At 63.4% G+C, this 17145-nt stretch carries 5 protein-coding genes; 1 reads left to right on the top strand and 4 read right to left on the bottom strand.

The features are described 5' to 3' along the window. Nucleotides 1–9: 9 nt before the first annotated feature. Entirely contained in the window at nucleotides 10–1296 is a 1287-nt protein-coding gene (locus FFI94_RS12200; protein WP_138868096.1) for an alanine racemase, read from the top strand. A 41-nt stretch (nucleotides 1297–1337) separates the two neighbouring features. Here the strand turns inward: FFI94_RS12200 and FFI94_RS12195 are convergent, their stop codons facing one another. The 4 genes from FFI94_RS12195 to FFI94_RS12180 are packed head-to-tail and all read right to left on the bottom strand — an operon-like array spanning nucleotide 1338 to nucleotide 16943. Further along, nucleotides 1338–2180 (bottom strand): siderophore-interacting protein, encoded by an 843-nt coding sequence (locus tag FFI94_RS12195; RefSeq protein ID WP_138868095.1) that lies wholly within the window; start codon nucleotides 2178–2180, stop codon nucleotides 1338–1340. Further along, nucleotides 2177–3475, bottom strand: a complete 1299-nt coding sequence (gene entS, locus FFI94_RS12190; RefSeq protein ID WP_313905526.1) for an enterobactin transporter EntS — start codon at nucleotides 3473–3475, stop codon at nucleotides 2177–2179. The genes FFI94_RS12195 and entS overlap by 4 nt, the downstream gene beginning before the upstream one ends. After that, on the bottom strand, nucleotides 3472–4485 hold the full coding sequence (locus FFI94_RS12185; RefSeq protein ID WP_138868094.1) for a Fe2+-enterobactin ABC transporter substrate-binding protein: 1014 nt from the start codon (nucleotides 4483–4485) through the stop codon (nucleotides 3472–3474). The genes entS and FFI94_RS12185 overlap by 4 nt, the downstream gene beginning before the upstream one ends. Further along, nucleotides 4485–16943, bottom strand: coding sequence for a non-ribosomal peptide synthetase (locus tag FFI94_RS12180; protein ID WP_138868093.1), 12459 nt, complete (start codon nucleotides 16941–16943; stop codon nucleotides 4485–4487). Before FFI94_RS12180 ends, FFI94_RS12185 begins: the two co-directional genes overlap by 1 nt. Between the last annotated feature and the right edge of the window lie 202 nt (nucleotides 16944–17145).

Genomic DNA, 17145 nt, shown 5'->3' with positions numbered 1-17145 from the left:
CTTTCACTCATGAACATCGACGGTATGACCGACCACACCAACCCACCGATCAGTTGGGAGCACAAAGCCTTCGGAGCCGACCTCCAAGGTTTGCGTAGCTCCGACCTCGCGAGTCTGGGAATTTCCGCTCTCGACGGCGACCTGCCATTTCCGCTGATGACGCTCAATCGTGAAGCGATCTCACACAATGTCGCTGTCATGGCGCAGTTCTGTGCCGACCACGACGTAGACCTGGCACCTCACGCCAAGACCACGATGAGTCCGGAGTTGGTTCGCCGACAACTGGGCGCCGGCGCGTGGGGAATGACCGCGGCAACTGTTGCGCAGGCCCGCATTCTCCGCGAGTTCGGCGTCGAGTCCATCATCATCGCGAGCCAAGTACTCGACCCAGCGGGTATTCGATGGATCTGTGACGAGCAGAAAAATGATCCCGAATTCTTCGTCGCCACCCTGGTCGACTCCGTCGAGAGCATCCAGCTGATGGAAAGGTTGATCGCAAGAGTCTCACCGAACAGCAGCATCAGAGTTCTCGTCGAGCTCGGATACGACAATGGACGCGCCGGGACGCGCACACTCGATCAGGCTCTCGACGTTGCCCGCGCAGCGTCACACGCGCAGTCTCTAGTCCTCACCGGAGTCGAAGGATTCGAGGGCATGATGCCGGGCGCTTCGGTTGCTGCCCGCCGCATCTCCGTCGATTCGTATCTCGCATCCGCGCGGGTGTTCACCGAAATCTGCCTGGCAGAGAACCTGTTCGAGAACACCTCCCCGAGAGCACCGCTCCCCCTGGTCACCTTCGGCGGCAGCGCATTCCACGATCTGGTTGTCCGCGAATTCGCCGGCCGCTGGGCAGCGAGCAACGGTGTGCGCGTTGTACTGCGCAGTGGTTGCTACGTCACTCACGATCACGGCCTCTACGCCGATACCTCTCCCTGGGCAGATGGTCCACGCACCTTGCGGGCAGCTGCCGAGGTCTGGGGTGTTGTGCTCTCGCTACCGGAGCCAGGCCGTGCGATTCTGGGCTTCGGTCGTCGCGACGTGGGTTCCGACGCCGGCTTTCCCAAAGTCCTCCTGCGACGGCGCGACGGCTCCAATCAACCGGCTCGGAAACTGACAATCACTGCCCTCAACGACCAGCACGCGTACGTCGACCTGCCGGCGGATTTCGACTTGCAGGTAGGTGATCTCCTGGGGTGCGGGATCTCGCACCCATGCACCACGTTCGACAAGTGGTCACTGATTCCCGAGGTCGATACGAACTATCGAGTCGTGGGATCGGTCCATACGTTCTTCTGAAAACCGGAGAAAGGCGTCCCCGCGGGGACGCCTTTCTCGGTTCAGTCTTCGTCGTCCTCGTCGAAATCGGCGACGCCGCGCTTCCAGTAACCCGTGATCAGGTAGTCGCCCTTGTCCAACTTCAGATCGTCGCGAACAATCTTGCGAAGCGGCTTGAGGCTGGTGGCTTCCCCGGAAATCCAAGCGTAGACGCGTTCGCCCTCGGCCACGGTGACGCTTCGTACTGCCTGCTCGAGCAGATCGGAATGTCCCGCTGGGACATCACCGCGATGCAACCACCGGACTTCGACACCTTCGGGAACAGCCAACTCGATTTCCTGTGAAGCGTCGGCGATTTCGATGAACGCCCACCCGGCTGCAGCTTCCGGCAGCATCTCGAGCCATCGGGCGATCGCCGGCAGCGCCGTGATGTCGCCCGCGAGGAGGTACCGGTCGTACGTCCACGGCACGATGACCCCACCGGGCGGCCCCGCCACATGAATGCGAGTTCCCGGCGTCACAGCTTGCGCCCAATCGGAGGCGAAGCCGCCCTCGTGCAGCGCGAAGTCGATGTCCAGCTCCGCCAAGTCCGCGTCGTAGCGACGCACGGTGTATTCACGCGAGACAGGCAGCGGCCTCGGCCATTTCAGCATGTCTCCCTCGCGCTCGGGTAGACGAAGCGTTCCGTCCGCGTTCGGGTAGACCAGCCGCACATGTTCATCCGGGGCATGCGACTCGAACCCGTCGAGTTCGGGTCCACCCAACGTCAACCGCAACAACCCCGATCCGACCATGGTGCTACGAACAACCTCGAGCTCACGAATGCCGATGGGGTACGGCACTTTTGCGCCACTGGTTCCCGCCAGCACATCGGCGATGGTCGCGAGGTGGTCTCCTCGATTCATGAACTACCTTCCTTTTCCCGCACCGCAATATCCTGCACCGCAGTTTCGGGGCGATCGAGCACGATTACCTCCGAAGTTACCCGCCGCACCGAACCCAAGGTTGCAAGGAGTATCAATCCCAACGCCAGGCCTGCGAGACCCAGGGCCAGCAACGCAGTTCCCGGTTCGAGCCACTGCCCGAGGAATCCCGCTGCCATGGACCCGATCGCAGTACCCGTAACTGCCTGCACCATCCACAGACTCGATACGCGTCCACGCAATTCGTCCGGGGTGTTCTGCTGCAGAACGGCAAATCGCAAGATGTCGTTGAGGGCTCGGCCGAGCCCGAATCCGGCGAGGCCGAGGAAGGCGAGGAATGCCGCCCCCGAAGCCCCGAGAATCACCAAGCCGAGTGGCATGAGCGCCACCGATATCAGCATGGCTGCGCCGCTGCGGTGAACGCGCCCGGTCCACCCGCTGGTCAGCGAACCGATCACTGCGCCCACTGCCGGTGCCGCGTACAGCAGACCCAGCATCGTCGGGCCACCGCCGAGTACGTCGTCGACAAAGGCGGGAAGCAGGACCATCGGACCACTGACGAACATGACCAGCAATCCACTGATCAGGATTCCCCGGATCACGGTGTGGGTTCCCGCGAACTTCACCCCCGTGACAAGAGCGCGTACCGGGCTTTCGTGGTTGGTTCCGGGTGCCGGCGTCGGTCCGACGGCCTGGAAGAGAGTGACCGTGCCCGCCGTGGCCGCTGCAGCGACGAAGTACGTCACCGGGATCCCGCCGGAAGCGATGATCACGCCGGCGATTGCCGGGGAGATCATCGTCCCGACATCGGTGGTCAACGCCACCAGTGCGCCGGCAGCCGCCATCTTCTCGCGAGGCAGCAGCGCCGGCATCAAGGCCATCAATGCCGAGCTACTGACACCGCCGGCCAAGCCGTCGATCGCCGCTGCGACATAGATGACCCACATCGACGGATCCGGAAGCAGGGCGTTGCACCCGAGGATCACAAAACCGAGACCCGCAGCGCTGCGGGCAAGTTGGATAGTGCGTCGCCGATCGTATCGATCGGCGAGCACCCCACCGAACAGACTGCCGACGAACATGGCGATGGCCATCGCCGTGGATACTCCGGCAACCTGCAAGGTCGACTTGGTGAGCTGGTACGTCTGCGCGGGAACGGCTACGACAAGTAATCCGATCCCGAGAAGCGAGATCATTCGTGCGGAGAACGCGTACCGGAAGGGACGGCTGGTCCGCAATGGTGATATATCGATCACCAGCCCACCGAGTCGGGTCATCCGAAGGTCTGACCAATCAGGTCGAGCGTTGCCATTGCGCCGTCGTAGTCAGGACGGTAGCTGGTGGCGGGGAGCTCGAACGTCTTTCCGGTCTGGAAGGACGGCAGCTGCGAGTACAGCGGATCGGTGGCAAGTTCGGCCATCGGGCGACCGGACACCGGAATGACAAACGCGACAGGAGCATCGGCAACCTGCGACAGCAATTCCGGACTGACCTCGAACGAGTCACCCGAACCGAAGAGCTGCGGGTTTCCGGCCTTCGTCATGACGTCGTCGGCCTTGAATCCGAGTTCAGCGAGCATGGCGGGCAGAGCTGCCGTCGGCGGAACGAGGTACGGCTTGTTGTTCGCGAGCGAGAGGATGTAGACGACGTTGCCCTCGGGGACCTTGATCTTGCCCTTGACCTCTTTGACCTTCGCGTTGTAGGCATCCATCAGGGCAGGGACCTGGTCGGAGCGGCCGGCTGCGTCGGCGACGATCTCGAGCTGCTTGTCCCACGCGGCAACGGTCCTGGGGACCAAGACGGTCGGTGCGATTGCGGTGAGCTGGTCGTAGAGTTCCTCAGCCTGCACCGAAGTGACACCCTGTCCACCACCGATGATGAGGTCGGGCGCAGCTGCCGCGACAGCTTCGACACTGAGCTGCTCACCGGCAGGCAATTCCTTGGTGCCCTGAGCCTTTGCGGCGTCCGACCAGGCCGGCGGGAAGCCGCCGTCGAGGTTCGTGACACCCAAAACGCGTGTGTCGGTTGCAACTACAGGCGCGTCGAGCGCGTACAGGTAACCGGCGAGGCCACCGCTGAGCACTACGATGCGTTCGGCCGACGCCGGTACGGTGACGGAACCCTTCTCGGTTTCGATGACGCGCGTCGTAGGTTCATCTGCCTTGGCAGGCTCGTCCGAGGACGCGCTGCTGCATCCGATCATCGCGACGAGGGCGACGATCAACAGGCCCGCAATCGCGACGAATCGTCGCCAACTCCGAATCGCGAAGGGCGGTGTGGACTTCATCATTCAACTCCCATTGTGTTTCCAACTGTGTGGTTTGTGGGCTGCGACAGATGACTGTCGAGCAGTGGCGCAATTGCCGCCCATCCGGCTGGGGTCACCAATCCGGCGTGGTCGAACGGTAGGTGGTGGACTGAAAGTTCCTGGTCGCCCCGGATTCTGCGCCAGCGATCGGCCAGCACTTCTCCGGACACACCCGCGTCGGCGGTGATCAGAGTAACTGACCCAGCGTAATTCGGGTCAACCGAACCGGACGCCAGTGAACGAGTGGCATCAAACCCGGCGTGCACCAACTCCACCAGGGCGGGCGCTTGCGCGAGGAGCTCCGGCGGCAAGGCTGCGGCCAAATCGGGTTCAGCGCCGCGGTCTTCCAGGTGTTCACGTGGCGACGTTCCGAGCGGGTGCGTGTCGATCAGCCCGGTGAACGCTACCGTGTATCCCGCTGTCACCAGTTGAGCCGCCATCGAGTGAACGACGTTGCCACCGAACGAGTATCCGAGAAGGTGATAGGGACCGTCTGGCTGCACACTGCGAATCGTCTCGACGTACATCGAGGCCAGTTGATCCACGTTCGTAGCCGCGAGGGTTTCGCCCGTGAGGGTCGGCAACTGCAGGCCCAACACCGGACGGTCAGCCTCGAGCACACCGGCCAGCGGAGCGAAGGGCCACGCGAATCCACCGGCCGGGTGAACACAGAACAACGGTTCGGCGGCGCCTTCGGCCCGGAGCGACACCAGGTGATCACGGCGCAAGTCCATGTCAGGTGGACAGTCTGCAATATGGGCGGCAAGTTCGGCAACGCTCGGCCGTGCCATCAGCGTTCCCACGCCGACTCCGATTCCGAGTTCGTGTTCCACTTCCCCCACCAATCGCATGGCGCGCAACGAGTCTCCACCGAGGTCGAAGAAGCTCTCTTCCGGATCGACGCCGTCGACACCGAGAACACGCGCAAAGACCTGGCACAGTTGCCTTTCGGTCTCCGTTCGGGGCTCGCGTGCCGCAGCCCTCGTCGGCGGCGCGGGCAACGCCGCCCGGTCCAGCTTTCCGTTCGGTGTCAGTGGAATCGAATCGACCGTGACAATATCCGACGGAACCAGATGCGCTGGTACACGTTCCCGCAGTGCGGATCGGAGATCTACCGGCACACAACCTGTTTCAGGTATCACATAGCCGACCAGCCGTGGAGCCGCGCCGTTGTCACGCCGAACGGTTGCCGCGGCGCGAAGCACTCCTGGGCACGCTGCCAGTGCAGATTCCACTTCTCCCAACTCGATCCGGATTCCTCGGATCTTCACCTGATGGTCTGCGCGTCCGAGATATTCGAGTTCTCCGTCGCGTCGTCGGCGCACTACGTCGCCGGTCCGGTACATGCGCCCGCCGATACTGAACGGGTCCGCGACAAACACCGACGACGTCAGTGCAGTCCGATCGAGGTAGCCCAGTGCTGTTCCGTCACCGGACATGTACAACTCCCCCGCGGCGCCAATCGGGACTTCGCGCAGGCCTGAATCAAGCACCCGCGCCGACGCATTGAGAATCGGCCGGCCCAAGCACGGAGTGGCGCTTGCCCGAACCGGCGAGCCCATCGCATTGATCGTGAACTCGGTGGGTCCGTACAGGTCATAGCCGTCGACGCCGTCCTGATCTCGCAGTCGCGACCACAGTTCCGCGGGAACTGCTTCGCCGCCGAGCATGACCAGCGCCGGAGTGTGATCACCGTCGAGAAGTCCGGCCGCCATCAATTCCCGTGCGTACGAGGGCGTCACGTTCACTACATCGATGCCGACGGACTGGTAGTGCTTGACCAACGACACGGGATCGAGCCGCGCCTGCTCGTCGATCACATGGACCTCGTGGCCGGCGAGGAGCCAGAACAGCTCTTCCCACGACATGTCGAACGAGAACGACACCGTGTGCGCGATGCGCAAGCGTCGCCCCGCAGCACTGTTCTCGGCCGGCGTGAAGATTTCGACCTTGTGGTTGTGGTACATCGTGGTCAGTCCGCGGTGGCCCACCACAACGCCCTTGGGCTTTCCGGTGCTGCCGGACGTGTAGATCACGTATGCAGGCTGATCCGCCGATGTCGGACCGCCTACAGCTGCATCGGCAACAGTGGGTGCGCCTACGCGGCCGTCAAGGATGTCAGCGACATTCGGCAGGTCGATGACAATGCTTGTCCGCCCCTCGGCAGCGATGAGATCGCGTTGATCGGCCGTAGTGATCACCACGGCAGCATTGCTGTCTTCGATCAGCTCCTGCAGCCTGGCAGTGGGATGCGCCAGATCCAGCGGAAGGTAAGCAGCTCCGGTTCGCATGACGGCAAAGATCGCCACGACGTGATCCGCTGTACGCGGAAGTGCGAGCGCAACGACGCTGGACGGACCCGAACCGGACGACGCCAGTATTCGCGCCAGCCGATCAACTCGCATGTTCATCTGCGCGGCGCTCAATGTGACGTCGCCGAATACGAGTGCTGTGTCGTCAGGTGTTGCGCTCGCGCGTTCTCGCAGCAACGCGTCTACGCTGCCGCCGGGCTCGCCGGGAAGGGGCATCGTGACGCGCTGCGACATGAACTCGGTGGGCGTCTGTGCACGCGGAACAGCCGTGTCGGCCACCGTCGCCGCATCGAAACGTGCCATCAGTTCGAGGATGGATTCGGTTCGAGCCAGAACGTCGTGCGCCACGTCGTCCGGAACCAGGTCCGGTCGGTTCTCGAGAACAAGGGCCATCGACGCGTCGCCTACACCCGGATCAACGTCCAGTGTGAGTGCGTAGTGGGTGCCGTCTACCGCGTCGAATCCGACGATTCCGCTGCGCCCGAACGTGTCCTGGCGTGCCTGCTCATCGCGGGGGGTATTGCGGAATACGTAGAGCGTGTCGAACAGTGCGGCAAATCCGGCAGCGCGTTGAACGTCGCCGAGCCCCACGTGGTGATGCTCGAGCAGTGATCCCTGCTCGCGGAACAATCGTCCGAGCAGGTCGGAAATCCGCTCCCCCGGCCGGACATTCATGCGCACCGGAATGGTGTTGAGCGCCAAACCCACCATCCGGTCGGCGCCGTCCACCTCAGGCGTGCGCCCTGACACCGTCGAACCGAAGACCACGTCGTCGCGACCGGTCACCGCGCGCAGCGCCAGGCCCCACGCCGTGGAGACAACCGTGGACAGAGTCACACCTGTCTTGCGGGCAAGGTCCCGCACGTCACGACTGATGCTCTGGTCCAAAACAACTCGGGTGAACACCGGAAGCGGCGCACTACCGCCTGAGCCGGTACCGCCGACGAGAGTCGGCTGTTCGAGGTCGGCCAGATAACTCTTCCACGATGCAAGCGCCTCCGGGCGATCTGCCTCGGCGATCCAGCGCAGGTGATCACGGAAATCTGCCGGAGTTTCCAACGCCGAATCCAGGTGGACCGGATCTGTGCCGTTCGAACGAGCATATTCGTACAGCGCAAACAGTTCCGCGTACATCAGCGTTTGTGACCAACCGTCGGTCAGCAGGTGGTGCTGGGTGAAGACGAGGTGCGCGCCGCCGCCGGGCAACCACGCGAGCACCATTCGGATCAACGGTGGAGCGTTCAGGTCGAAAACGGTGGCGAACTCTGCTTCGTCGAGTGCCCGTACTGCACTGTCGATCTGGCCGACCGAGGTGTCGCTCAGATCAACTTCTCGGAACGGCATGCGGGCTGCCTGCGGAACAAACTGAACCGGTGCGTCGAACCCCGCGTGAGTGAAGCCGGCACGTAGGTTCGGGTAACGACGCAGAAGTGCATCTCCCGCCGCACGCAGCGCGGACACGTCGACATCGGCTTCCGCTGAGAACTCGAACCGCGGCTGCATGTGATAGACGTCAGTTCCGCCGGCGCCGTCGAGTACCGATTGGAAGTACATGCCTTCCTGCAACGGACCGAGAGGCAACACATCCCACCAACCGGGGCTGAGGATGTCGAGTCGTGCCCGCCGATCGGAGTCGACGGTCACCAACGGCCGGCGCAACCGTTCCGGCGCCGTTTCGGGAAGCGCCTTGCGGTCGACTTTTCCGTTGAGCGTCAGCGGAAGCGCGTCCAACACCGTAAGTGTCTGCGGCACCATGTGTTCGGGAAGCAGCAACGCAACTTCCTTACGAACCAGGCCCGAATCGAGGCCGGTACCTGCTTCGGCCACAACATATCCGTGCAGACTTCCGATGCCGGCGGCGTCCAGGCGGACCGTGGCTGCGGCGCGGGATACGCCACTCACCGCGCAGAGAGCGCCCTCGACCTCACCGAGTTCGATACGGAATCCGCGGACCTTCACCTGATCGTCTGCCCGCCGCAGGAAGTGCAAGACACCGTTCCTGCGCCGAACCAGATCACCCGTGCGGTACAGGCGGGCACCCGGCACACTCGGATCCGCCACAAATCTGGCCACCGTCAGATCCGGCCGGTTCAGGTATCCACGAACAACCTGCGTACCGCCCAGATACAGTTCGCCGGCAACACCTTCCGGAACGTTCCGCAGATCGTCGTCGAGCACCCGTACGTGGACGTCGGTCCACGGGCGCCCGATTGTGACCCGATCATCATGTTCGAGTACCGCCGACGTCGCCCACACAGTCGCTTCCGTGGGTCCGTACACGTTGCGCACCGAGGCGCAGAATGTCACGAGATCGTCTGCCAAATCCTGTGGGAGTGCTTCTCCTCCCACCAACGCTCGAACCTGCCGAAGTCGGTAGGCATGCTCGTGCTCCGTGACAACTCGCCACAGCGACGGAGTTGCCTGCATGACGGTGGCGCCGCTTCGCGTGATCAAGTCCAGCAGGGCATCCGGATCACGGACAGTTCCGCGGTCGGCAAGGACAACGGTGGCACCGGCTGCCAGCGGACACAACAGTTCCAGCGCGGCGATGTCGAACGACACCGTGGTCACCGCAACAATGCGATCACCTGGCCTGATCCAATGATCGCCGATCACGGTCTCCGCGAATGCCGCGAGATTGGCGGTGCTGACCATCACGCCCTTGGGTCGGCCCGTCGAACCCGAGGTGTGAATGACGTAGGCAAGGTGCTCGCCGGCCGGTCGTGGATCTGCAAGGACAACATCCGAACCCGTCAGTGCGCCGTCCACGAGCACCACCGCCGGGGTACTCGACGGAAGTTGCCCTGCGGCATCCGAACTCGTCAGAACGCAGACAGGCGCCGCGTCCTCGATCATGAATTCGAGCCGCTCGACCGGGTAATCGAGATCGAGTGGTAGGTATGCCGCACCGATGCGCAGCACCGCCAGCAGTCCTGCCACCAGATCCGCGGATCGGTCCAGGGCAACGGCAACTACCTGCTCCGGCCCAGCACCGGCGGCAACAAGTTCGCGCGCCAAGGCGTCTACTCGTCGGGACAATTGGCGGTAGGTAAGCGTCGACTCGCCGGAGACCAGCGCGACCATATCGGGCGCCGCGGCGACGTTCCGCTCGAACTGGATCGAAATTCCGGCGGGAGCCTCGAGCCGCCGCGGCGGGTCGTCATGCGGATGAGCGCCTGTCGGTAGCAATTCGGCGACAGCAACATCCGCGCATCGAGCACCGTGTTCGAGTACCGACATCACGGTGTCGAGTAGCGCATCAGCGGTCGATCCGTCGAATACCTCGGCGTTGACGGTCAGGTGAACCTCGGAGCCTGCGCGGCTGAACTCGAGATCGACGACAGCCTCACCCGTACGACCCACGCGAGCGGCACACAGACTCACCCGCGAGCGACCCAGGAGGTTGGCGAGTCGATCGACACTCACATCACTATGGGCGCGGGCGCCGGATATGGCATCCTCGACGCGGTCCACGATCTGGGCAAAGGTCGGTCGGCCACTCAGGTCGACCCGAATGATCGACTCCGCTTCGGCGTCCACCAACTCGACAGCGAAGTCGCGTCCCGCGCCGAAGGTACTCAGTGTGGTGGCTACAGCGGCGAGCAGCACCGAATCGCGGTCGACGGTCACGCCCAGGTGCCGAATATACGTGTGGGCGCGGTATGCCGCAGATGGCGTTCGATCGTACGGAAGTTCCATTTCGAGTGGCAGGTCACCGAGCGCCTGAACCCAATACCGTTCGTCGTCAGGATTTCCCGGCGCTGCACTGCTACGCCCTACCTCGCTCTGAACCTCGACGACGTCCACAGCGGGTGTCACAGCCGAGCCCTGCTCGAGCCCGACAAACTTTACGTTGTCAATCCGCGCGACTGCGGCCAGCCCCAACGGGGTCGGCGTATCGAACACATCCGATACCGACACCCGCAAGCCCAACTTGCGCAGGCTTCCCACCAGGCGCATGGCGGTCAGTGAATGGCCGCCGAGCGCAAAGAAGTTGTCGGCCGGACTCACCACAGGAAGATCCAACACCGTTGCAGCGCAACGGCACAACACATCCACGACGACAGGGTCGACGACGCGGGGAGCAACCTCGTCCGACACAATCGGCGGCGCGGAAGGTCTGCGCACCGGCGCGCGCTTCACGACATCAAGGAGGTCCCCCGCTGGCAACGACGGCGAATGGACAACACTGGTCAGAATCTCACCCAACCGCGTCACCACCCGCGCAGCGATTGCTGCGGGAATGGCAGCCGGATCGTGATAGAGCACAAGATCAAGGCCCAGGCTCGGCGGCGCCATCAGCGTCATCGGGTAGTGCGTGACACCACGGTTCGTGAAGCTGCTGACTCGCAGCTCGTGCGAACTGGGCTGACCGGCTCCGGAATTCGGGAAATTCTCGAATACGAGAAGAGTGTCGAACAGCTGCCCGATTCCCGCGATTCGCTCGATCTCCGCGAGGCTCGCGTGCTCGATGTCCTGGATATCGAATTGTGCGTTCTGCAGACCGGCAAACTGGTCGAGAAGAGGCACGTCGGCAACAATGTCGAGCCGCGCGGGAATCGTGTTGCTGAACAATCCGACCATTGCTTCCACACCGGAAAGATCTGCGGGCCGACCGGAGACTGTGGCTCCGAAAACAATGTCCCACTGCCCCGTCAGCTCGGCAAGGACTGCAGCCCAGGCCCCTTGGACCAGAGTGTTGACAGTCAAACCGCGGACGCGTCCGAGTTCGATCAACGCTGCGGCGTCCGATTCCGACAGTGGAACCGGGACCTGCACCGGCACGCCTCGTTCCGGTCGCCCATCTGCCACGAGCGTCGGAGAGGTCAGCCCACGCAGACGCTCGCTCCACGCTGCCCGCTGCGCATCCTCGTCACGGTCGGCGATCCACGCCAGGTAGTCCCGGTACGGAGTCGGCGCCGGCAGACCAGCATCACCGTCGTGATAGACGTTCATCAACTCGCGCAGGACGATGGGAGTCGACCAGCCGTCGGTGAGCAGGTGATGTGCATTGAGGATCAACCGATGGACGTCACCGGGTAGCCGAATCAGGAGGGCGCGCAACAGCGGTGGCCTTCCGACGTCGAAGATGTGCTCGGCAGCCTCGTCCTCCAACCGCTGCGCCGACCGCAGCGCCGCCGTCTTCGGCACCGCTGACAGATCGACCGATCTCCAGGAGACCTTGGCCGAACGCGGAATTGCCTGTACCGGCCGATCGAACTGTTCGTAGTGGAACGCGGCGCGCAGGTTCGGGTGCCGGTCGATCACCGTCTCGAATGCGTCGGCCAGTCGCGCATCGTCCAGTGGACCGGTGAGATCAAATCGAGCGGTGAGGGTGTAGACGTCGGCAACGCCGTCACGAACAGCGTGGAACAGCAAACCTTCCTGCAACGGGGACAACGGGAGAAGATCGGCGAGTGGGCCGTGAACCGACTCCAGTTCGTCGATGCCGTCCTGATCGACCCAATCAGCCGAGCAATCGGAGGGGGTCAATCCACCGGCACAGAGCGCCGCATGCGCGGTGAGCGCCGCGAGAGCCTGGTCCCAATGCCTCTGCAGTTCATCGACGGCCGCGGCGCCCAGCACCTGACTCGCTGCCGTCCACTCGACAGCAAGCTGGGGGTCGCCGTCCTCGCGCACAAACGCATTGAGCGCCAGTACTTCCGACATCGCCTTGGATGCCGGTTCGATCACGGAGAACGCGTCCTGCTCGGGTAACCTCCACCCGGTCCCCGGCAACGACGGGAAGCGCCCCAAATAATTGAGCAACAGTTCAGGACAAACAACATCGGAGAATTCCGGCGCTGCAACAGGATCCAGGTAGCGCAGCACACCGTAGCCGACGCCACCGCCCGGAACAGCACGCTTCGACTCCTTGACGCTACGCAGCAATGCCCCGGCCGCCGCTCCGCCGCTCAGAGCGTCGGCAAGTGCGTCGCGGCTCGAGATCGCGTCGGTGGGAACCGATACGGGGAACTCGCTGGTGAACCAGCCGACCGTCCCGGCGAAGTCGGTGTCGTCGGTCAGCGGATCACGCCCGTGTCCTTCGACCGTCACTGTCTGCGCATCACCCAGTTCCTGCCCACGGCTGTTCTGCCACGACCGGACCGCCAACATCAACGCTGCCAGCAAGAGTTCGTCCACCCGCGCCCGGTACGCCGCAGGAAGCCTGGTCAGGACCGCTTCGGTCACTGCAGCCGACGCCACGGTTACGGTGCGAGCCGCGGTGCTGACGGTATCTGTCGCGGGATCGAGTCGACGAGCGCCGATCGGTGCAGTGTGCGCGCCGCCGGTTACCGAAATGCCGGCAGCCGATTTCCAGTAGTCGAGTTCTGATCGCAGTGTGCCAGCGGCCCCGAACTCCGCGAGCAGGCCCGCGTGTCGACGCCACGAACTTCCTGAGGCGCCGAGCTTGGCAGATCGGCGTTCGCGCGCAGCATCGGTTGCCTCGTGCAGGTCGGGTAGCAGAATTCGCCAGGAAACGCCGTCGACTATCAAGTGGTGCGCAATGACGATCAACTGATCAGGCTGATCGGTGGGGGTTCGCAGCAACACGACGCGCAGGAGGTTGCCCGCGCGCGGATCGAGTTGCGCCGCGGATTCTTCGGCGGTGCGCCGGATCAGTTCAGCGTCACCGCTTCCGGCTATTTCACCGACGAGCCCCTCTGCGACCACCGCTCCGGAATCGCGAACGATCAATTCGGTAGTGCCGCCGTCGGATCCCCGTCGCAGCAGAAGTCGCAATGCATCGTGACGATCGATGATCGTCTGGACCCCTGATCGGATGTCGTCGAACGCGACCACCTCGTCGAGGCGCACGGCTGTCCACTGTGCATAGCCCGCAATCGACTCGTCTGTGAGGTTCTTGTCGGTCAGTGCGCGCACAATCGGTGGCGCGATGACCATGCCCGTCGCAACATCGACTACTGCAGCAACACGATTATCGTCCTCGTCCACCTCACGGGCTGCCGCTGCGATGGTCCCCAAATCGCGCTGCGCCAGAAGTTCTTTCGGAGCAACGATCACTCCGCGGGCACGTAGCCGACTACTGACGCTGATCGCAGTGATGCTGTCGCCGCCGAGACCGAAGAAGTCCTCGTCGACACCAACTCGTTCTCGTCCCAGAACTTCTGCGACAACAGCGCAGAGAATCTGCTCACGCGGCGTGGATGCTGCGCGTCCTTCCGATTCCAGAATCGGAGCGGGTAGCGCCGCACGATCGAGTTTCCCGTTGACAGTGACGGGAAGTTCAGACAACACTACGACAACTGACGGCACCAGATGATCCGGCACCCGGGTCGCAAGATCACGGCGTAATTCGTCCTGCGGCGGCAGAGTGGCACCGGCCACTGCCACGACGTAGCCGACCAAACTCGGCCGTCCGCCGTCCGTGCGGATAACGGCGGCAGCACCGCCGATGCCGGGCACGCTACCCAGAATCGCTTCGACCTCACTGAGTTCGATGCGATGACCACGAATCTTGACCTGCTTGTCACCGCGGCCGATGAACTCGTATCCGCGCCCCGGTACCCAACGGGCAAGGTCGCCGGCCCGGTACATGCGATCACCGGGAGCACCGAAGGGGTCTGCGACAAATCTCTCGGACGTCGCGGCTTCCCGCCCGAGGTATCCCCTGGCCAACTGAGGGCCGGCCAGATAGAGCTCCCCGCGCTCGCCGTCCGCCACCGGCTTCAACGCACTGTCGAGGAGATACGCGCGGGTTCCCGCGAGCGGGTAGCCAATTCGGGGTTCGGCGCCTTGAACGGCAGTAGCAATCGCGTCGACGGTCGCTTCCGTGGGTCCGTACAGGTTCTGGGCCGGCACGTTCGCGGCGATGATGGCGTCCCAGAGCGCGGGCGGCGCCGCTTCACCGCCGACAACCAACAAGGCAAGCGGGTGCGCGCCGGTCAGCAATCCATGCTCGACCAGTGCCGTAGCCATCGACGGCGTGGTGTCGACGACGTCGATCCGATCACGCGCGAACGCGGAAACCAGTGCGTCTGCGTCCTTCTGAAGCTCTTCGTCGTACACGTGTACGCGATGACCACACAGGAGCCACAGCAGTTGGTCGAGCGATGCATCGAAGGCAAACGACGCCGTATGAGCAGTGTGCAGTTGGCGCTCGCCCACTCGATTCGCGGCGTCACGGTAGATCGTTGCACTGTGGTGATGCAGCAAATGCGCGAGGCCGCCGCTGCGCACCAGAACACCTTTCGGTGTCCCGGTCGATCCGGACGTGTAGATGACGTAAGCAAGGTGGTCCGCGTGGCGCGAGGCAGCCAGTTCACTCGCGGCGAGAGGACGATCGGAGTAATCCGCGAGTTCGTCTCGCAGCGATTCGGAGTCCACGGCCAATGGATCCGGCCGGGAATCCCCCGAAAGCTGCTCCGCCAGAGCATCTGTGGTGAGCAGAACCTTCGGTTTCGCATCGTCGATCAGAACCCGCAGCCGCTCCACCGGATGCTCCGGATCAAGTGCGACGTAGGCGCCGCCGGCTTCAAGCGCCGCAAGAAGCACGACAACCATGTCCGCCGTACGCGGCAGTGCGATCCCGACAATGTCGTCGGGTCCGACGCCGCGGGCTCGCAACGCGCGAGCCAGACGGTACACCCGAGCGCCCAACTCGCCGCCGGTCAAACGGTCGTCGCCGCACACGAGGACAGTCGCCTCGAACTGTTGGGCGACAACACGATCGAACACATCCACGACGTGGTCGATCGGTTCGGCGGTCGGCGCGCTGCCGCGGTCGACCAGGAGTCGGTCGCTCTCGGCCGCGGAAAGTATGTCCACCTGCCCGACGGCCGGGTCGTTCTCCCCCACCATCGCGTCGATGATGCTGACAAATCCCGCTAGCCGTCGTTCCACCGATTCCCGAGTGTTGGTGCGAGCGTCCACCTCGAACCCGAGGAGCACTTCACCGTCTGCAATCGGAGTGACGGTCAAGCCGAGGTCCTCAGGCGGTCCACCCGCAACGTTACGCAGCACGCCCACACCGCCTGCGAAATCCAAGGCGAAGTCGAATGCCTTGAGATTGATACCGATTCCGTGAAGCAACGCGCCACTGCCGGCCACCGCGAGATCGCGGGCCAGGTTCTCTCCGCGGTAACGCTGATGGGCACGCATACCCTTCATCGACGCCGCGACCTGCCGGCTCAGGTCACCGAGTCGGTCACCGCTGCGGACCGTCAGGCGCAATGGCAGCACATTGACGGCCATCGCAGGAGTCCGGAGTGCCGTGCGCCCGACCCTGGCCATGAGCGGCATCGCGATGACCACATCCGACTCGCCCAGCAGACGGTGCAGGAAGGCTCCATAACAGGCGATGAGGCCTTCGGCCCAGGTTGTCCCGGTCCTGGCAGCTACTGCCTTGAGTTGGGTCAGGGTGTCGGCAGACATCACGCTGCGGACCGCAATTGTGCGCTCTGCGGGCCCGGCAACCTGCTTACCTCGACCGTCCAACGCCGGCAACGGAGTCAGGGCGTCACGCCAGTAGTCCCGGTCCTCGGCAAACTGCTCACCGCCGCGGTATTCCTCGTCCTCGGCAATCAGCTGTTCGATCGAGCCGAATCGTGTTGGCGCTATGTCACTTCCGCGCTTGCGTGCGGTGTAGTGGTCGGCCACTCGACGCGAGATCATTGCGGCGCTGTATCCGTCGACGATCAGGTGGTGATAGAGCTGGATGCACCAGACTTCGCGATCTGTGAGTCTGATCAGCGAGTACGTGTACAGCGGGCGTTCCACCATCGCCCGGCAGAACTCCGACGCCCGACCACGTTCGGCGTCGACAAGAGCATGCGCAACCGCAACGGGGTCGCGCTCCGCCCGCAGGTCGACAACGGGGATATCCCCCACGGGAGCGTCGGAAATAATCTGACGAGGCCCGTCCGGCGTCTCGATCATGCGCAGCCGCATGGTCTCGGCCTCGCCGATCGTCGCTCTGATGGCATCCGACAGCAGTGCGGTGTCGATAGCGTCGTCGCCGGTAATCTCCAGCACCTCGCCGACGAGATAACTCCGCGATTCCGGATCAAGTCTCTGCGCGTTCCAGATTCCGAGCTGAGCTCCTGTCAATGCAAGCAAATTTTCGCTCGCCTCGATGGAGTTCGAACCTGGAAAAACGCTCACACTGATCCCTTCGCCGTGGACATGCCACGCAAGGGTGGCCTAACCTCATTTTGGGCAGCCTAAACTAAATATGCGGCAAAGTGGAAGATTCATTCACGACAATTTTCACAACTTGCGCCTAGCGGACGTATTCCATCCATTACCGCAGGTGAAATGCCGAATCTTATTGAAGTAGCAACTACTTCATTTCGAGCCGAGCCGT

Origin of the sequence: Rhodococcus sp. KBS0724, from assembly GCF_005938745.2 — a bacterium.
GTDB lineage: Bacteria > Actinomycetota > Actinomycetes > Mycobacteriales > Mycobacteriaceae > Rhodococcus_F.
The sequence above is the reverse complement of the archived record's forward strand: the minus strand, read 5'-3'. Positions and strand labels throughout refer to the sequence as shown.